The following is a 19,505-nucleotide window of genomic DNA, read 5'->3' as shown; positions in this document are numbered from 1 at the left end:
TAAAGATCGCAATCAATGAAGTAAAATGGTCTTTTGTCACACATCCATGAGTGCAATTCATCGATTATGTTGGAGCGCATACACCTCGCCACGCTGCTTGAAGTTGAAAAGCAAGGTTCGCTGACCGCTGCCGCGGAAGTGCTGCACGTCACCCAGTCCGCCCTCAGCCACAGCATGAAGAAGCTGGAACAGCAGCTGGGCACCGACCTGTGGCTGCGCGAAGGCCGCCACCTGCGGCTGACGCAAGCCGGCCAGTACCTGCTGGCCGTGGCGCAGCGCATGTTGCCGCAGCTGGAACTGGCGGAACACCGCTTGCGCCAGTACGCCCAGGGCGAGCGCGGCACGCTGCGCATCGGCATGGAGTGCCATCCGTGCTATCAGTGGCTGCTGAAAATCGTCTCGCGCTACCTGGCGGCGTGGCCGCTGGTGGACGTGGATGTGAAGCAGAAATTCCAGTTCGGCGGCATCGGCGCGCTGTTCGGCTTCGAGATCGATTTGCTGGTCACGCCCGATCCGCTGCTGAAACCGGGCCTGCGCTTCGAGCCGGTGTTCGACTACGAGCAAGTGCTGGTGGTGCACAAGGACCACCCGTGGGCCGGCCAGCAGGAAGTAGCGCCCGAGCAGTTGAACGAGGAAACGCTGATCACCTACCCGGTGCCGGTCGAGCGGCTGGATATCTACACGCTGTTCCTGCTACCGGCCAACGTGGCGCCGCGCAAGCACAAGACCATCGAAACCACCGACATCATGCTGCAAATGGTGGCCAGCGGCCGCGGCGTGACGGCGCTGCCGAAATGGCTGGTGACCGACTACGCGCCGCAGCTGCAACTGCGCACGCTGCGGCTGGGGCCTAAGGGCATCCAGAAGCACATCTACCTCGGCGCGCGCGAGGCCGACTACGCCACCGACTACCTGCAATCGTTCATCGAATTCGCGCGGCTGGCGGACAGCTATCCGCTGGCGCCCGCCTACGCCGCGCGGCCAGACATAAACTTGGTTGTATGGACGAAGTAACCGATTCCCCATATAATGAGATTGATTATCATTTGTATTCTCATTAAATCAATAACATTCGGGGAGTTACCATGTCTCATCGCAAGCCTGCCATGCGTCCCATCTGCGTGGCAGCCAAACTGGCGCTGCTGTGCGCCAGCACCGCCTTCGCTACGCTGGCCCACGCCGACGACAATGCCGACAACAGGGACGTCGTTATGCCGAGCGTTACCGTCACCGGTGAATCGGACCGCGTCAGCACCGAAAAATCCGGCTCGTTCGGCAGCAAGAAAGCCACCATCGTCAAGGGCGTGGAATCGCTGCGCGACATTCCGCAGCCGGTTACCGTGCTGACCCGCGAATACCTGGACGAACGCGCCCTGCTCGACCTGACCGACGTGCTGATGAACACGCCCGGCATCTCGGTCGACTACACCGACTCCGAGCGCGTCACCTACCACTCGCGCGGCTACCAGATCGACGCCATGCAGGTCGACGGCATGACCATCAACCAGGGCGGCTCGGCCTTTGCCCAGCCGGACACCGCCGTGCTGGACCGCGTGGAAATCCTGCGCGGCGCGGCCGGCATGCTGCGCGGCTCGGGCAATCCGTCGGCCACCGTCAACATGGTGCGCAAGCGCCCGACCCAGGGCTTCGAGGCGTCGGCCGACCTGGTGCTGGGTTCATGGGACCGCCATCGCGTCAGCGGCGACATCGGCGGCTCGCTCAACCAATCCGGCAGCGTGCGCGGCCGGCTGGTGGCCGTGTCTCGACGACAAGGGCTTCTTCCAGAAAGCCCGTCACGAAGAGCGCCGCGTGTTCTACGGCGTGGTGGAGGCGGACCTGACGCCGGCCACCATGCTGACGGCCAGCCTGCAACGCACCAACATCGACGCCAGCGGCGCGTGGGGCGGCATTCCGGCCAACTTCGACGGCTCGTCGCTGAACATGCCGCGCAACACCTACCTCGGCGCGGCGTGGAACCGCTGGAACCGCAGCAACGAACAGGCCTTCGCCTCGATCGAGCACCGCTTCGACAACGACTGGCGCATCACCGGCGGCTTCGGCTACATGCACATGGAGATGGACCCGAACGGCTTCAAGCAGTCGTACATCGCGCGCCCGAGCAACGCCACCAATCCCTACATCGTCGGCGTGACCACCTCGCAATACACCGGCGACGACAGCCGCCAGGAAAACTACAACGTCACGGCCAACGGCCCGTTCTCGCTGTTCGGCCGCCAGCATCAACTGGTGGTTGGCGCGGAAAGCCTGCGTGTGCGCGCCATCGCCACCGCCGGCGTCGGCAGCCAGAATCCGGTCACCAATGTCGACATCCGCAGCTGGAACCCTTATACCTCGTATCCAGAGGCGACGCTGGTCAGCGTCAACAACAACCGCCCGACCTACACGCGCCAGAAAGGCGCTTACGCGACCAGCAGCCTGTCGCTGACCGACGCGCTGACCGCCATGGCCGGCGTGCGCCTGAGCTGGTGGGAATACGAAGCGCCGGCCACGCCAGCCAGCAACTACAAGATCGAGCGCCAGACCACGCCTTACGCGGCGCTGACCTACGACCTGAACAAGAACGTCAATGCCTACGTCAGCTACACGGAAATCTTCACGCCGCAAAACGTCAAGGACCGCAACGGCGACATGCTGAAACCGATCACCGGCGAAGATTACGAACTCGGCCTCAAAGGCGAGTTCTTCGGCGGCAAGCTGAACGCGTCGGCAGGCGTGTTCCGCATCAACAACGTCGGCCGCGCAATCGAAGACACCACGTCGATCAACCCGTGCCTGCCGTATTCCGAAACCGGCTTCTGCCGCGTGGCCGGCGGCAAGACCCGCAGCCAGGGCTTCGAGATGGAGGTGGCGGGCGAAATTTCGCCGAACTGGAGCATCACCGGCGGCTACACCAACACCCGCACCAAGTACCTGGTGGACCCGAGCGCGGCCAACGTCGGCCAGCCGCTGCGCAGCAACGACCCGCGCAACCAGCTGCGCCTGTTCAGCACCTACCGCCTCGGCGGCGCGCGGGCCGGCTGGAAGATCGGCGGCGGCGCCAACATCCAGAGCGACGCCTACGTGACCTCCGGCGCGCTGACCGCGCGCCAGGGCGGCCTGGCGGTGTACAACGCCATGGCCAGCTACGAGGTGAACAAGCGCTACTCGGTGCAGATCAACGTCAACAACCTGACGGACAAGGTCTACTACAAAAGTTCGGCCCGACCGGCCTGGCCTATTACTACGCCGATCCGCTCAACGTCAGCGTCACGCTGCGCGCCAGCCTGTAAGCGCGCCGGCCCGACCAAGGGGCGCCTCCTCGCGGGGGCGCCCCTTTTTGATCGGCGCATCAAACTAAGGCGCGATCAGCAAGCGGTAGCTGGCCGGCGCCAGCGGCACCCGGTACTTCACATGCGCGCGCCCGGTCAGGTTCCAGCCGGTGTCGCCGCCCACGCCGGCTTGCGCCATGTCGATCAGGATGCTGGGGGCGCCATGCGGACGGATTTCCGAACTCTTCCATTCGCCGCGCGGACGCAGGTACAAGTCTTCATACGGGAAGGCCAGCGCATTGAACGCAAACGGCTGGTCCGAGCTGATCTTCAGGCGCTGCTGCCCGCCCGCCAGCGCGAACCAGCGCACGTCCGTCTTGTTGCCGCTTTCCTGTGGCCGCATGTAGGCGTGATACTGCTCCGCCAGGCTGCCCTGGTACACGCCGAGCGCCGCGCCCGTCTTGCGGTCCGCATACGACTCGTGCGGGCCGCGGCCATACCAGCGCACGGTGTCCAGCGCCGCCGGGCTGTCGAAGCGCAGGCCGAGCCGCAGCGGGTCGGGCAGGTCGTCGCGCAGCGGCGTGAAGGTGGACTGCACTTCCAGCGCGCCATCGTCGCGCATGCGGTAGACATTCTGCCAGTGGGCGGCGCCGGCGCCAAAGCTGAACAGCACTTTCAGGCTGTCGCCCTGCACCTTTACCTCCCGCACATGCCGCTGCTCGGTAAAGGTCTGCCAGATCTTGTGCGTCTTGTCGACGCCCGCGCCCTCATCGTTGTCGATCAGGCCGCGCCAGAAGTTCGGGCTGCCGCCGGTCAGCACCGGCTGGCCGTTGACGCTGTAGCTGACCAGGCCGGTGTCGGCCGCCAGTTGCAGCGCCGCATTGCCCGCGCGCAACGCGTAACCATCGCCCGCCTTGACCGGCTTGATCCACGCGGCCCTGGCGGCGGACGGCGCCGCCGACGACAACACGAACTGCGACCAGCCGACCACGGCGCCCTGCTCCACCGCCGGTTCGGCCGCCTTGCTGCGCGCGCTGACCGTCAGCACCAGCTCGCCGCCCTTGGCGGACGTGGCGGCCGCCGGCAGCTGCACCGCCTGGCGCTTGCCGGCGGCGGCGGTCGACGGCGCCAGCGCGCCTTGCGCCACCTGCACGCCATCGCGCTCCAGCTTCCACTCCAGCGCCAGGTGCGACAGGTCGCGGAAGTCATAGCGGTTCACCACCTCGACCGCGCCCTTGCGCGGGTCGCCCTCGAACACCACCGGCGCATACACCTTTTGCAGTTCGAAATACTCCGGGTCCGGCGTGCGGTCGGCGCGCACCACGCCGTCGCCGACCACGCTGTTGTCGCCGCGCTTGGGATTCAAATCGAAGCCCGAGGCCCAGTAGGCGCGACCCTGCTCGTCCCTGGCGTAGACGCTCTGGTCCACCCAGTCCCAGACAAAACCGCCCTGCAGCTTGCGGTGCGCGCGGATGACCTGCCAGTAATCCTCAAGATTGCCCAGCGAATTGCCCATCGCGTGCGCGTACTCGCACTGGATCATCGGCTGGCGGTAGTTCGGGTCCTGCGCGTAGTCGGTCATCTTCTCGATATCGTCGTACATCGGCGCATAGATATCGACATAGCTGTTCGGCTTGTGCTCCTCGCCGATGGTGCCGTGGCCCAGGTAGCTGAGCAGGCGCGACGGATCGGCCTTGCGCACCCACGCGGCCGCATGCTCGAAATTGGGGCCGGTGCCGGCCTCGTTACCGAGCGACCAGAAAATGATCGACGGCGAATTCTTGTCCCTCTCCACCATGCGCGACACGCGGTCCAGGTGCGCCACGCGCCAGTGCGGCTTGTAGCCCAGCTGGATGGCCTCACGCGCGGCGGCGCTGCCGGCGCGGTCGCCCAGCTGCATATAGCCGTGCGATTCGATATCGGCCTCGTCCATCACGTACAGGCCGTACTCGTCGGCCAGGTCGTACCAGCGCGGATCGTTCGGATAGTGGGACGTGCGCACCGCGTTCACGTTGGCGCGCTTCATCAGTTCGACATCCTTGCGCATGCTCTCCAGCGACATCACGCGATAGGTCTGCGGATCGTGCTCGTGGCGGTTGACGCCCTTGATCATCACGCGCCTGCCGTTGACGCGCAGCTCGCCGTCCGCGATCTCCACGGTGCGGAAGCCGATGCGGCGCGCGGTGGCCGATACCAGCTTGCCCTGGGCGTCGGTGACTTCAATCAGCAAGGTATACAGCTTGGGCGTCTCGGCCGACCACGGCTGCACGGCCGGAATGATTCCGCCCAGCATGGCCTTGCGGTCGGCGCCGGGCGCGCCGCTCGCTTGCAGCACCTCGCGCCCGCCATCGAGCACGGTCGCCTTGACCTGCACAGCGGCCGGCGCGCCGGCGATCTCCGCCACCAGCTCGAAGCGGCCGTCACGGTAAGCCTGGTCCAGCGACGCGGTGACCTTGAAGTCGCGCAGCCGGGTCTTCGGCTCGGCGTACAGATAGACGCTGCGCTCGATGCCGTTGACGCGCCAGAAATCCTGGTCCTCTAGATACGAGCCATCGGCCCAGCGATACAGCTCGATGGCGATGACATTGCGGCCCGGCTTCACATATTTGCTGAGATTGAATTCGGACGGCAGCTTGGAATCCTCGGAATAGCCGACCCGCTCGCCGTTGACCCAGATGTAATAGGCGGCGCCGGCGGCGCCGATTTGCAGGAACACATCGCGCCCGGTCCAGTCGGCCGGCAGGTCGAAGTCGCGGCGGTACGAGCCTACCTCGTTGAGCTCGTGCGCGATGTAGGGCTCGTTCATCGGGAAGGTGTAGGCGATATTGGTGAAGATCGGCTTGCCGTAGCCCTGGGTCTGCCACATCCCCGGCACCTGGATGCTGCCCCATTTGCTGGTGTCGAAGCCGGGCCGGTAAAACTCCTTCGGCCGCGCGTCCGGCGTGGGCGAATAGGCGAACGACCAGGCGCCATCGAGCGACAGGTAGTTGCGCGAGGCCGCCTTGTCGCCGGCCAGCGCCAGCTGGCGCGACTCGAAGTTGAAGAAGGTCGCCTTCATCGGTTCGCGGTTCACCTCCACCACTTCCGGCTGTTCCCATTCGGCCCGTTGCTGCGCTGCGGCAGTCAACGGCGGCAGTATCAATCCGGCGCTCAGCAGCGCCGCGGCCAACAAACGTAGATCCATAGTCTCCTCGATTCTTTTATTAAAAGTCGACATCTACTACAAACAGGCAGTTGGGATTGTCAGGCCAACACTGTTCTGTGACCAATTCCAAAACTGCTGTTATCGATAACTTATTGGCATACGGACGGCGGCGCGGAATGTGGCCGAAACAAAAAAACCCGCAGAGCGGCTCTGCGGGTTTTTCTGAGTGTCGAAGCAAATCTTCAACAAGGTTCTGGCGGAGACGGTGGGACCCGTATTGAAAAACGCTCCTGAGTGAAAACTGCTTGTTTTGACGCGAAGTGCAGCGTCCGCGACCCCGAAAACGCCCCCAAAATCATTTGCTAGGATTTCTAGATACTTTGACAAGTTAGCCTCCTATCGAATGCCTAGCGAAAAATAGCCCGGCACGTCGCACACCCACAAAATCCGGCTCGCGGTTCACCTGTCGCCCCCGATCTCACAGGCGAGCAATTTGCTATTCTAGCCGTTTCGAATGCTGCCGCGCGGGCTTCTGGGGCAAGCCAGCCTCAACGTGGTACTCGTGTCTCGGCACCAGTTGGTGCCACCTTTTAGTTGCTGGAGGGCTAAATGGATGCATCGGAAAAATTCGATATCGAACAGGCTGCAGCAAGGTTGTTCGCCAGCAGACGCGTCATTCTGGCACTAGCGCGCAGTGGCGCGCTGCCAGCATGCAAAGTCGGACCATCATGGGTTTTCTTACGCACCGATGTTCTGAACTTTTTACGCGCTCGCATTGACGCGGACACCCAGCAACGCCTGGCCGCCAGCAGTGGCACACAATCGGTCGCTGCCTCCGCACCGAAGCGACCGCCAGGGCGGCCGCGTACAGTGTTGCCGGTGCTACCGCCGGTCTCGCCCAGCACGCTAGTGTCTAAAGGCGCAAGAAAACGAGCTGGCTAAACGCCGTGATGAATTCCATACGACAGCCACTCTCCCGACTCACCGAGGCACGCCCCCCGGACGGCGTTGCAGGCCACTACGCCCGTATATAAAACAACGGGTTATCCAACTGCCGCGAATTCTACCGCATGAGATCGCGGAGACTCTAGCCCAAATGGTGCCGGAATTCTGGTCGCGACAAGAATGAGTGATGAGCAGCCCAACATCCCCCACCTTCGATTATCTCTGCGCTCGGAGACCAGGAGCCCAGCAGGGCCGGAGGGCTAGAACAATCTGATTCATGCGGTGCATTGGCTGGAGAAAGATTTCCTCTGCACAGTGAGCGTGGCCTCCCCTCCCGAAAAACCTGCGCAGTTTAATATAGTTTTACATCGTCAACTTTTGCTCAACTCCGTCTTGAGTTTATCGGCAGATCCTTATCCAGATAGAAATTAAGATACCCGCTCTGCAATTTGCACTAGCCGTCTCACGCTAGTCGCCCTTCAACACCCTCAAAGGCTTTCATATGTCTGAAAAGAAGCATAACCCCGACGGTTCCCCGTCTGGCCACGGCATTGGCCGTCGTCCTTTTATTATTGGATCCCTGGCCAGCGTCGGCGCGGTCGCCTTGGGCATGCGTTTTTTCCCTGATGGCGCTCACTCCCGAGAAATTCAACCGGAGATCGACTTGACCACATATCTGCCGAGCGCATTCACCCAAACGGAGTGGCGCTTTCTGCTAGCTGCTTGTGATCGCCTGATACCTGCCGATGGATCTGGTCCAGGAGCACTTGAAACCAACGTCCCCGTGTTCATTGATCGCCAAATGCTGACCCCATATGGCAAGGGAGGAGATTGGTATATGTCTGCCCCGCACAATTCCGCCGCAGATCGAGGATTTGGCTATCAGATGCCATTCAATTTGCACACCCTCTACAAGAAGGGGATCGCCCTCACTGATGAATATAGCAGCAAAACTTTCGGCATGGCCTTTGCGGATCTATCCGCAGTGCGGCAAGACACGGTTCTGAAGGATCTGGAGAACAATTCCGTCGACTTCGTCGCGTTCGGTGAACAAGACTTGACCGCCAGTTATTTTTTCACCCGCCTGTTGGAGAACACCAAGGAAGGTTATTTGGCAGATCCGAAATACGGCGGCAACAAGGGCATGGGGTCGTGGGTGATGATCAATTTTCCCGGCGCACGGGCCAGCTACACCGACTGGATCACGAAGCACGACGTGGTTTATCCATTGAAGCCAGTAGCGCTGGATGGCACGCAAGCATAACTGGAGCAATGAAATGAGTTCGAAAAATAACGATGCGGTGGACGTGGTGATTGTAGGCCTGGGCTGGGCTGGCGCAATCATGGGAATTGAGCTGGCCAATGCTGGCCTCAAGGTGCGCGCGCTAGAGCGCGGCCAAGACCGTTTGAATGTAGATTACGCCTATCCTAAGCCGGCCGATGAACTGGCCTATGTCAAGCGGCATAAGATTATGATGCTCCCGAGCACAGCAGCCTTCACCGTGCGTCACACACCGAAAGATATCGCGCTGCCGATGCGGGAATTGGGGTCGTTTCGCCTTGGGGACGGCGTCGGCGGCTCTGGACTGCACTGGACCGGCATGATTACGCGGCCGACCCCGCAAGACCTTCAGATGGGAACCTACGCCGACCAGCACTTTGGCCGTAAGCATTTGGACGAGGAACTACGCATCAGCAACTTCCCGGTAAGCTGGGAAGAAATCGAGCCGCATATGGACTTCTTCGACCAGGTCTGCGGTTCGTCCGGCGTGACCGGCAACCTGCGCGGCGTGGTGCAATCGGGCGGCGACCCGTACGAAGGCCCACGCTCCAATCCTTTCCCAAACAAGCCGCTGGAAGACAGTCTCAGCAACGCGATGTTCCGCAACGCAGCGGCCGAGCTGGGTTATCACCCGTTCACGATGCCATCTGCGGCGGTGTCCGTCCCGTACAGCAACCCGTACGGCCAGCAGCTGGCACCGTGCAACTACTGTGGGTTCTGCCAGTTCTACGGTTGCGTCAACTATTCCAAAGCCACGCCGCAGACAACGATACTGGATCGTCTGAAACTGCATCCGAACTTTTCCTATCGAGTGCACGCGAATGTGATCCGCGTTGACAAACACGCCGATGGCAAGACAGCGTCGGGCGTAACCTACCTCGACGAAAACAACGCGGAGGTATTTCAACCGGCTAAAATTGTCATCCTCGCCACCTTTGGGCTGAATAACGTCCGATTATTGCTCACCTCCGGCATTGGCAAACCGTATAACCCGGAAACGGAAGAAGGAACGGTGGGCCGCAACTATGCGCACCAGTACGGCGGCGGTTTCACGCTGTTCTACAAGGACCACAACTTCAATCCGTTCGTCACCGCCGGGCCGACCGGCGTGGTCTTCAGCGACCTCGGCACTGGCCTGATCAACACTGCGCAGCTGGGCTTCATCGGTGGCGCCAAAATTTACACCTCACAGCCGACCGGTACGCCGATCAGTGCCGCAGTGAAGCCGGGTTCCGCGAGCTGGGGGGCAGGCTGGAAGACGGCACTCAAAGAAAGCTACGGCCATTCGATGTCGATAAAGCTAGAGGCCAGCAATATGGCCACACGCGGTAATTATCTGGACCTCGACCCCACCTACCGCGACAGCAACGGTATCCCGCTGCTGCGAATAACCTACGATTATGTCCAGAACGATTTGCGCATGCTGCAATTCCTCAAGACGAAGATGGAAGCGATGGCGCGGCACATGAAGCCCGACACCTACGGTAACAACGTGCTGAAGATGGACAGCCACTGGGCCCCCTCGCCGAATTACACCAATACCCATACCACCGGCGGCGCCATCATGGGTGACAACCCGAAGACGTCCGTACTGAACAAGTATCTGCAATGCTGGGACCTTCACAACGTTTTTGTGCCAGGCGCGAATGCATTCCCGCAGAACTTCTACGCCAACCCTACGGCGATGGTGGCTGGCTTGACGTACTTTGCGGTCAAGGCGATCAAGGAACAATACCTGCGGCAGCCAGGCCCGCTGGTGCAGGCATGAGGTCAAAGAAAATGAAGTTGAAACACGTGGTATGTAGCGCGCTCGCGCTGCTGGGATGCACTGTGCAAGCGGCCGACAAAAATGAGGGGGCGATGATCGAGCGTGGCGCCTATCTGGCGCGCGCCGGGGATTGCGTAGCTTGTCACACTGTCGCCGGTGGCAAACCTTTTGCCGGGGGACTACCCATCATCAGCCCAATGGGTGTTATATACTCGACCAACATTACACCGGATCCGGTGCACGGCATTGGCAAATATAGCGAACTGCAGTTTGCCCATGCATTGCGGGACGGCTTGCGGGCAGATGGCAAACACCTCTACCCCGCCATGCCATATCCCGATTACAAGGGCGTCACCGATGCCGACGTCCACGCCTTGTACACCTACTTCATGAAGGGCGTGGCACCGGTGCGGCAAGCGTCGCCCCAAACCTCGCTGAGCTTCCCTTTTAGCCAGCGCTGGGGCATGGCGCTCTGGAACATGGCTTTCACGTCGGATAAGCCATATACGCCCGTCACCGGACAAAGCGGCGAAATCAATCAAGGCCGTTACCTCGTGCAGACGTTGGGGCACTGCGGCAGTTGCCACACCCCGCGCGGCGCGGCGATGCATGAAAAGGCGTTGACTGACGCTAGCCCGCTATACTTGGCGGGCGGCAGGGTCGCCAACTGGACCGCGCCATCGCTGCGAGGTATGAAGGGATGGTCAAGCGACGACATCGTGGTCTATCTCTCTACCGGTCGCAACGATTTCGCTTCGGTAGGTGGCGAAATGACCTCCGTGGTGGAGCACAGCATGCAGCATTTGAGCGACGCTGATCTGCGCGCGATGGCGCGGTATCTTAAAACGCTGCCGCCCGTCCCCAACGCGAAGAGCGGCCTGCGCGTTGATGCCGAGGCGGCGACCACGCGTACTACCAAGCGACTGTCTGAAGCACGTGGACTGGATCGCGGCGCGATGCTGTATCTAAACACTTGCGAGGCCTGCCATGCCAGCAACGGCAATGGGGCCAAGGGAATTTTCCCCCGCCTCAACGGCGCGCGCATCGTCGTGCAAGACGATCCCAGCGCGCTGCTCGACGTTATTCTGAGAGGCGCTCAAACACCGTCAACCAAAAAAGCGCCTTCCATACTGCCGATGCCGGGCTTCGCCAATCATCTGAACGACCAGCAGGTGGCCGACCTTGCGACCTTCCTGCGCAGCGCCTGGGCCAACGAGGCGCCCCCTGTGACAGCCAAAGAGGTGACCGCGGTACGCAAGGAGCTACTTGATTTCCAGCACCAATCGCGGTAGGACCGGTGCACGCGCGCCCTCGACTTCGCACCACGTCAACCGTTTATCGATCACGTCGGCTGACGTCGCAGGGCGCGTGCTCCGCATACTTGGATGGACGAATTGCAGCCCCTCCGATAACACCCGGCAGGGGACACAACTTCAACGAAAACGGGTAAACCGCTCTGCGAGGAAATCAACAAAGGTGCGTATGCGGGCGGATAGCTGATGTCGTTGGGGGTAAACCGCGTATATGTCCGCATCCGGAGTTCTATACCCACCCATCACCTGCACGAGTCGCCCACTATCGAGATAGCGTTCGATATCCCAGCCGGCCCGCATCAAGATTCCGTGTCCATCGAGCGCCCAATTTACCGCTATTTCCCCGTCATTGGTGGTCAAATTGCCTCGCACTTTGACTGCCTCCGCTCGGCTATCGTCATCGCGTGCTGCGATCAAACGCCAAAGGCCGTAAGCCTCGTCGCCTTGGCGGATGCAGATACAGTTATGCCTGGCCAATTCCGCAGGATTTTTTGGCTCGCCACGTTCAGCGAGATATTTGGGCGCAGCACACAACAAGCGGCGGTTGGATGCCAAGAGCTTTGCGACAACTCTTGTATCAGCCGGAGCGCCAAAACGAATGCATACATCGAACTGATCATCAGCTAATGGCGGCGGGTCCACTGATAGCTGCAGCTGAACGTCCACATCTGGATAGTTAAGCACGTATTGAGAAATTGCCGGCGCAATGTGCAGCCGCCCAAACCCGAGTGTCGCATTGACGCGCAATTGCCCCTTCGGTTTTCCTCTTGAGTTGGACAAGAGTTGGTCGAGCTCCGCCATGTCGGCGAGTATTCGCTTTGCGTGCTCAAGCAGTACCTCTCCCTCCGGCGTCAAGCTCATTCGCCGCGTGGTGCGGTTGACCAGCGGTAGCCCTAACCGGGTCTCAAACAAAGCAAGCCGCTTGCTGACGGCGGACGTAGTAATGCCCAAATCGCGCGCCGCCGCGCTCAGGCTGCCGCAACTAGCCAGTGCGACGATAAAGGCTAATTCCGTTGGTTGAAAACTGTTGCTTGTGGTCATTGTGGAGCTACGGGTAAAGAATAAATTGAGTTTAGTCCCGTTTCGTCGTCCCGTCCACCCGCTAAAGTCTCCGTTCAGCAGCAACTTATTTCTACACCGGAGACCACTATGAAGACCTACCACATCGCAACCATTCCAGGCGACGGCATCGGCAAGGAAGTCGTGCCCGCTGGTCGCCAAGTGCTCGAAGCACTGGCCGCAGGCAGTAACAGTTTCCAGTTTACATTTGAGGACTTTGACTGGGGCGGCGACTACTACCGCCAACACGGCGAGATGATGCCGAAGAACGGCCTGGACGCGTTGCGCAACAAGGATGCCATCCTGTTCGGTTCCGCCGGCGATCCGGACATTCCGGACCACATCACGCTGTGGGGCCTGCGACTGAAGATCTGCCAGGGCTTCGACCAGTACGCCAACGTCCGCCCAACCCGCATCCTGCCTGGTATCGATGCGCCGCTCAAGCGCTGCAAGTCGGAAGACCTGAACTGGGTTATCGTCCGTGAAAACTCGGAGGGTGAATACTCAGGCGTCGGCGGCCGTGTGCACCAAGGCCATCCCATCGAAGCCGCCACCGATGTATCGATGATGACCCGCGTCGGCGTCGAGCGCATCCTGCGCTTTGCCTTCAAACTGGCGCAATCGCGTCCGCGCAAGCTGCTGACCGTGATCACCAAGTCCAACGCTCAACGCCACGCGATGGTAATGTGGGACGAGATCGCGCTGGAAGTATCGCGCGATTTCCCCGATGTGAAGTGGGATAAGGAGCTGGTGGATGCGGCCACCGCGCGCATGGTCAACAAGCCGGCCACGCTGGACACTATTGTCGCTACCAACCTGCACGCCGACATCCTCAGCGACCTGGCCGCGGCGCTGGCTGGCAGCCTTGGGATCGCCCCCACCGGCAATATCGATCCAGAGCGGCGCTATCCATCGATGTTCGAACCCATTCACGGCTCGGCCTTCGATATCATGGGCAAAGGTCTCGCCAACCCGGTTGGCACCTTCTGGTCCGTGGTGATGCTGCTGGAGCACTTGGGCGAGCATGAAGCGGCGCAGCGCGTTATGAAGGCGATTGAATCGGTCACCGCCACGCCGTCGCTGCACACCGGTGACCTGGGCGGCAAGGCCACCACCGTCGAAGTAACCGACGCCCTGTGCGCCCACCTGGCCGCTGACAAAGAACGCAAGGCCGCCTGATAAGCCGTGCCTCTACCAGACCGCCAAGAGCCTGGAGAGGCCTGCCCTACGCGGCAGACTACAAACATAAGGAGACATCATGTATAAGCGATTTTTCGGCAAGCTATACGTGCAGGTGCTGATCGGCGTCATCGCCGGCGGCCTGCTCGGCTATTTCTATCCTTCGCTCGGCACTGACCTCAAGCCGCTCGGCGATGCATTCATCCGTCTGATCAAGATGGTGTTCGCACCAGTGATTTTCGCCATGGTGGTGCTGGGCATCGCCAAGATGGAAAGCATGAAGGAATTGGGCCGCGTTGGCGTGCGCGCGCTGATTTACTTTGAAGTGATGTCCACTTTCGCGCTGGCGCTGGGGCTGATCGTGGTCAACGTGGTCAAGCCCGGCGCTGGCATGAACATCGACCCGGCCTCGCTGGACACTCACAGCATCGCCAGCTACACCGCCGCCGCAGCCAAATCGGGCGGATTCATCGAATTCCTGATGCACATGATTCCGACCAGCGTGATCGACGCGCTGGCCAAGAACGATATTCTGCAAATCCTGGTCTTCGCCACTTTGTTCGGCATCGCCCTGTCGCACATGGGCCGCCGCGCCAAGCCAGTGGTCGACTTCCTCGAAGCTTTCAGCAACAGCATGTTCGTAGTGGTCGGCATGATTATGCGTGTGGCACCGTTGGCGGCGTTCGGCGCAATCGCATTCACCGTCGGAAAATACGGTCTCGGTTCGCTGCTGTCCCTCGGGCAGCTGATGGGCAGCATGTACCTGACGTGCGTGGCATTCGTGGTGTTCGTGCTTGGCTTCGTGGCACGCGTCTCCGGCTTCAGTTTGTGGAAATTCCTGCGCTATCTGCGCGAGGAGCTATTCACGGTGTTGGGTACCAGCTCGTCGGAATCGGTGGTGCCGCAAATGATGCGCAAATTGGAACACGTTGGCGTTTCCAAACCTGTCGTGGGCTTGGTCATCCCTTCTGGTGTCACCTTCAATCCGGACGGCCAGTGCATCTACTACACCATGGCGGCGATCTTCATCGCACAGGCGACCAATACGCCCCTGACCTTAACCGACCAGTTGGTGGTGCTGGGCGTACTGATGGTGACGTCAAAAGGGTCGGCTGGTGTGACTGGCTCTGGCTTCATCACGCTGGCGGCGACGCTGGCCTCGATGGGCAAGATTCCTGTGGCGGGCATGGTGCTACTGCTCGGCGTCGATCGCTTCATGTCCGAGGCGCGGGCGATCACCAATACCATCGGCAACGCCGTGGCCACCATGGCGATTGCTCGCTGGGTAGGCGCCCTGGATCAGGACAGAATGCACCGCGTGCTAAACGGTGAGTCGTCGCAAGAAGAACTACGTCAGCTCTACGATGTCGATGAGTCGGCAGAGCCGGCCGCCAGCGTCACACCGCTGACCCCGAGTGGCGCTGCTGGGCTGCCCGCCATACAAAGGGTGTCAGCATGACTAACAGCCGCGACCTCCTGAATAAGATGTTCGAAGCCGCCATCACGGCCGCCCAGCCCGCGTTGTGTGTGCCGCCAGCGCTGCCGGCTGCGCCCAAAGGCCGTTTGATCGTCATCGGCGCCGGCAAGGCGTCGGCCGAGATGGCGCGTGCGGTGGAAAGCAACTGGCCCGGTCCCCTTTCTGGCCTGGTGGTGACCCGCTATGGCTATGCAGCGCCTTGCGAACGCATAGAAATCATTGAGGCCGCCCATCCGGTTCCGGACGCTGCGGGCCTGCGCGCTGCGCGTCGGATTCTCGACCGCGTACAAGGCCTCAGCGCCGACGACACGGTGCTGTGCCTGATTTCAGGCGGCGGCTCGGCCTTGTTGCCGCTACCGCTGGATGGCATCACTTTAGAGGACAAACAAAAGATCAATCAAGCGTTGCTGACTTCCGGCGCTACGATTAGCGAAATGAACTGCGTGCGGCGCCACCTGTCGGCAATCAAAGGTGGTCGGCTGGCGGCTGCTTGCCACCCCGCGAAGGTGGTCACCTTGCTGATCTCCGATGTCCCGGGCGATGACGCGCGTGACATCGCCTCCGGCCCCACCGTCGCCGATGCCAGCACTTGCGCAGATGCGCTCGCCATCATCAAGCGCTACGGCATCGAACTGCCCGAGCGCGTGATGGAGATCTTGCGCAGTGGCCGCGGGGAATCCATCAAACCTGGCGATCCGCGCTTGGTCCGCAACGAGATCCATTTAATTGCGACTCCGCAAATGGCACTAGAGGCAGCGGCCAGCGTGGCCGCCTCGCATGGACTAACGACGCACATCCTCGGCGACTGCATCGAAGGCGAGGCACGTGACGTTGGCAAGGTAATGGCCGGCATCGCTGCGCACACCGCACGCCGGGCGCAACCCTTTCTCCCCCTGCGTGTTGTTATCAGGTGGCGAAACGACAGTCACGGTCCGCGGCACTGGTCGCGGAGGCCGCAATGTCGAATTCTTGCTCGCCTGCGCCATCGCTTTGCAGGGAGAACCGGGCGTCTACGGCTTGGCCGGCGACACCGATGGCGTAGATGGCCAGGAAGAAATTGCCGGCGCGCTCATCACACCGGACACGCTGGCGCGCGCATGGTCCCTCGGACTGCGTCCCACCGAAAGCTTGGATAACAACAATGGCCACGGATTCTTCCAGGCATTGGGGGACAGCGTGATAACCGGCCCCACGCTTACCAACGTCAACGACTTCCGCGCACTACTCATCACTGGAAACTAACATGCACCGTACCCGTAATGCCAAAATCGTCGCCACGCTAGGCCCGGCCAGTAGCGACCGCGAAACCATCGAAGCGCTTTTCAATGCTGGCGTTGACGTGTTCCGTCTGAATTTCAGTCATGGCGTACACGCCGACCACAAGGCTCGCCTGGACATCATCCGCAGCATTGAACGCGATCGCGAGCGCCCTATTGGCATCTTACTCGATCTACAAGGGCCTAAGCTCCGCCTTGGCGCATTTGCCGAAGGTGCGGTCACGCTGCAAGCTGGAGATCTATTCCGCCTCGATATGGATCACGAAATGTTGGGCGACCAGCATCGCGCACCGCTAGCGCATCCAGAAATCTACGCTGCACTTGTGGTTGGCACCGATTTGTTGATCGACGACGGCCGTGTACGCCTCCGAGTGGAATCGTTCGGTCCTGAGCATGCTGAGACCCGGGTGATTATTGGCGGCCGTGTATCCGACCGAAAAGGCGTCAACGTCCCGGGCGTTGTGCTGCCGTTGTCAGCGATGACGGATAAACACCGCGCCGATCTCGATTACGGCTTAAGCCTTGGCGTGGACTGGGTCGCACTGTCGTTCGTGCAGCGCGTCGAAGACATTCAAGAAATCAAGCGTATCGTGCGGGGCCGCGCGGGGATAGTGGCGAAACTGGAAAAGCCCGCTGCGATCGATAGCCTGAATGAGATCGTCGCAGCCAGCGACGCGTTGATGGTCGCGCGAGGTGACCTTGGGGTGGAAATGCCGCCGGAACAGGTTCCCGCAATCCAAAAGCGTATTGTCCGTGCCTGCCGTAAGGCGGGCAAACCGGTCATCGTCGCCACACAGATGCTGGAATCCATGATCAGTGCGCCAGTGCCGACGCGCGCGGAAGCATCCGACGTGGCCACCGCGATCTACGACGGCGCCGATGCGGTCATGCTGTCCGCAGAATCGGCTTCCGGTAGCTACCCGCACGACGCGGTGCGTATTATGGACTCGATCATCGCTCAAACTGAAGCCGACCCGCATTGCCGTGAAACCGTCGCGACGGGTGTCAGCGACGAATGCGCGACACTGGCATCGGACGGTATCGGTGTGGCCGTGCGCAGCGTCGCCTCAGCATTGAAAGTGGCGGCGGTGGTCGCTTACACCAGCTCCGGCTACTCGGCGCTTCGCATGGCGCGCGAGCGACCGTATGCGCCCATCGTCGGCATGACGCCCCGCGCAGCAATAGCGCGCCGCCTCGCCTTGGCGTGGGGTATCTACCCGGTACTGTGCCATGAAGTATCGGACGTGGTGGAAATGAGCGAATGGGCATGCCGCACGGTATGCCGCGAAGGCATCGCGCAACTTGGCGACACCGTAGTTATCTCTGCCGGCATTCCCTTTGGCACCTCAGGAACAACGAATTTATTGCGAATCACCGAGGTGTCCTAGCCGGACATTCCCCGTTTTCTCGACTCCGGCTTCGGGAAACCTTCCGACACGCCCGCAGTGAAGCAACCAAGGTTTTGACAGGCGGCATAGTCGCCGACCTGTGGGACGGGCTACAGAAGATTTACGAGAGCATAGTCAGCTTTTTTTCGCCAGCGACTTAGCATCCTCCGCAGATTTTTCGACGTACGAGTGAAGCCAGATTAGGCTACACAGCCTTATTCACCGAACTCTTTAGCCAAGAGATGAATGTGGCGAGACACCTGGATATCGAGTCTAACCGGGCATGGACGATGAAGTAACCTAGCGTACCTATGCTAACAAATTCTCCGAACGGCAGGATCAGACTGCCGTCATCGATATAGCGCTGGACAATGCGCCGGCGACCCATCGCGATGCCAGCGTCGTTCAATGCAGACATGACATGTAGCCGATGTTTGATTGCTTTCGAAAAGATAAGCAAGGCGGTATTTTTTCATGGGCGCTGGTCTGGTCAATCACCGCTCAGTATCGCTGTTCTGTGGTCTGCTGAATGTTTGTCACCAGTCGAAACTGCACGCTCCAAACTTAAAAATTCAAAGGAAGGAATTACCAAAACGCCAACCTAGCAGGCTGCAGCACATCACTCAGTCTGGCCGCCGGATTGATGCGCTCCGTATCGCCACGATTAATCGCGAAATCGAAAATGCGCACCACGTTGGCGAGATTACACCGTGCGATCTCCTTTGCCCCGCGATCTTCGATCGCCTGGATAGCAGCAAGAATGTCGCGCGGCTTGATCGCGGCGATGTGTGTTGCGCCAATCAACGGAAAGATATCGTGTTCCAGCCGATGCAGGATGTTTGCTGCCGTATCGGGCTGCCATCCGCTAAGCATCGTGGCATGCCAGGCCCGGGCTACGTTTTCAAACCGAAGGCTATGCTCTTCAGCGATGCTGGCTGCGGCGTCACGGCGCGCTTGCGCCGGATCGACACCAGCGCTCAATTGCTGGCGTGCCTGCGTCCGCTGCCGGCGCGCGTCGGCCAGTGATACCTGCGGATAGGTACCGAAGCTCATCCGCGTCTCGTCACTGGCGCCTGGCCGCCGGTATTTAAACTTCCATAAGCGCGAGCCGCTGGAAGCCACTTCCAGGTAGAGGCCGCCGCCGTCATACAAGCGGTACATCTTGTCCAGCGGCTTGGCGTTCATGACCTGACGGTCAGTCAAGGGAGGGATGCGTTTAGCCATTTTGGGGGTCGCCCGACAGTGGAAATGAGGGGCGCTCTACAATGGAATGAGGGTCGCGTGTGCCCACAGCCACGCCCTTGAAAACGCAGAAGTGCTGGCTGAGCACGCCTGCTTTTTGCGGTTTGGGGGTCGCGTCGGCGTTCGGGGAAAAACGCGACCCCCAAAACGACCCCCAAAGT

11 protein-coding genes and 3 pseudogenes are annotated in these 19,505 nt (G+C 60.8%); 11 read left to right on the top strand and 3 right to left on the bottom strand.

Annotated features, from left to right (window positions below; all coding sequences use genetic code 11):
- The first annotated feature begins 66 nt into the window (after window positions 1–66).
- The 3 genes and pseudogenes from ACRQ5J_RS11985 to ACRQ5J_RS11975 all read left to right on the top strand — a co-directional run.
- Entirely contained in the window at window positions 67–1,014 is a 948-nt protein-coding gene (locus ACRQ5J_RS11985) for a LysR family transcriptional regulator (protein WP_432383477.1), read from the top strand.
- Between the two features lie 71 nt (window positions 1,015–1,085).
- Window positions 1,086–1,598 (top strand): annotated as a pseudogene (locus tag ACRQ5J_RS11980) (TonB-dependent receptor plug domain-containing protein); the annotation flags it as partial.
- A gap of 253 nt (window positions 1,599–1,851) precedes the next feature.
- Window positions 1,852–3,132: pseudogene (locus ACRQ5J_RS11975) on the top strand (TonB-dependent siderophore receptor); the annotation flags it as partial.
- Window positions 3,133–3,354: 222 nt separating this feature from the next.
- On the opposite strand, the gene ACRQ5J_RS11970 reads toward ACRQ5J_RS11975, so the two are convergent.
- Window positions 3,355–6,453 carry a glycoside hydrolase family 2 TIM barrel-domain containing protein gene (locus tag ACRQ5J_RS11970; protein ID WP_432383476.1) on the bottom strand — a complete coding sequence of 1,033 codons (3,099 nt, stop codon included), beginning with the start codon at window positions 6,451–6,453 and terminating at the stop codon, window positions 3,355–3,357.
- 570 nt (window positions 6,454–7,023) lie between these two features.
- Between ACRQ5J_RS11970 and ACRQ5J_RS11965 the strand changes: the two genes are divergently transcribed.
- The 4 genes from ACRQ5J_RS11965 to ACRQ5J_RS11950 all read left to right on the top strand — a co-directional run bounded on the left by ACRQ5J_RS11965 (window position 7,024) and on the right by ACRQ5J_RS11950 (window position 11,701).
- Window positions 7,024–7,356, top strand: coding sequence for a helix-turn-helix domain-containing protein (locus ACRQ5J_RS11965; RefSeq protein ID WP_432383475.1), 333 nt, complete (start codon window positions 7,024–7,026; stop codon window positions 7,354–7,356).
- Window positions 7,357–7,861: 505 nt separating this feature from the next.
- The gene (locus ACRQ5J_RS11960) at window positions 7,862–8,623 is read left to right on the top strand and encodes a gluconate 2-dehydrogenase subunit 3 family protein (protein WP_432383474.1); all 762 of its coding nucleotides are present in this window, start codon (window positions 7,862–7,864) and stop codon (window positions 8,621–8,623) included.
- Window positions 8,624–8,636: 13 nt separating this feature from the next.
- Window positions 8,637–10,409 (top strand): GMC family oxidoreductase, encoded by a 1,773-nt coding sequence (locus ACRQ5J_RS11955; protein WP_432383473.1) that lies wholly within the window; start codon window positions 8,637–8,639, stop codon window positions 10,407–10,409.
- An 11-nt stretch (window positions 10,410–10,420) separates the two neighbouring features.
- Window positions 10,421–11,701: a cytochrome c gene (locus ACRQ5J_RS11950; protein WP_432383472.1), complete on the top strand. Its 1,281-nt coding sequence runs from the start codon at window positions 10,421–10,423 to the stop codon at window positions 11,699–11,701.
- A 141-nt stretch (window positions 11,702–11,842) separates the two neighbouring features.
- Here ACRQ5J_RS11950 and ACRQ5J_RS11945 read toward each other — a convergent pair whose 3' ends face one another.
- Complete coding sequence (locus tag ACRQ5J_RS11945; RefSeq protein ID WP_432383471.1) at window positions 11,843–12,763, bottom strand: LysR family transcriptional regulator; 921 nt, start codon at window positions 12,761–12,763, stop codon at window positions 11,843–11,845.
- 108 nt (window positions 12,764–12,871) lie between these two features.
- Here ACRQ5J_RS11945 and ACRQ5J_RS11940 point away from each other — a divergent pair, with 108 nt between their 5' ends.
- From ACRQ5J_RS11940 to pyk, 4 genes and pseudogenes are all read left to right on the top strand, one after another.
- Complete coding sequence (locus ACRQ5J_RS11940) at window positions 12,872–13,960, top strand: tartrate dehydrogenase (RefSeq protein WP_432383470.1); 1,089 nt, start codon at window positions 12,872–12,874, stop codon at window positions 13,958–13,960.
- A 79-nt stretch (window positions 13,961–14,039) separates the two neighbouring features.
- The gene (locus ACRQ5J_RS11935; RefSeq protein WP_432383469.1) at window positions 14,040–15,419 is read left to right on the top strand and encodes a dicarboxylate/amino acid:cation symporter; all 1,380 of its coding nucleotides are present in this window, start codon (window positions 14,040–14,042) and stop codon (window positions 15,417–15,419) included.
- 26 nt (window positions 15,420–15,445) lie between these two features.
- Window positions 15,446–16,679: pseudogene (locus ACRQ5J_RS11930) on the top strand (glycerate kinase type-2 family protein).
- A gap of 1 nt (window position 16,680) precedes the next feature.
- Window positions 16,681–18,102 (top strand): pyruvate kinase, encoded by a 1,422-nt coding sequence (gene pyk / locus ACRQ5J_RS11925; protein WP_432383468.1) that lies wholly within the window; start codon window positions 16,681–16,683, stop codon window positions 18,100–18,102.
- A gap of 585 nt (window positions 18,103–18,687) precedes the next feature.
- Here the strand turns inward: pyk and ACRQ5J_RS11920 are convergent.
- On the bottom strand, window positions 18,688–19,326 hold the full coding sequence (locus ACRQ5J_RS11920; protein ID WP_432383467.1) for a tyrosine-type recombinase/integrase: 639 nt from the start codon (window positions 19,324–19,326) through the stop codon (window positions 18,688–18,690).
- Window positions 19,327–19,505 lie beyond the last annotated feature (179 nt).

It is taken from the genome of Duganella sp. P38, from assembly GCF_050859475.1.
Taxonomy (GTDB): Bacteria; Pseudomonadota; Gammaproteobacteria; order Burkholderiales; family Burkholderiaceae_D; genus Rugamonas.
Note: the sequence above shows the minus strand (reverse complement) of the source record. Positions and strands in the feature narration are given on the sequence as shown.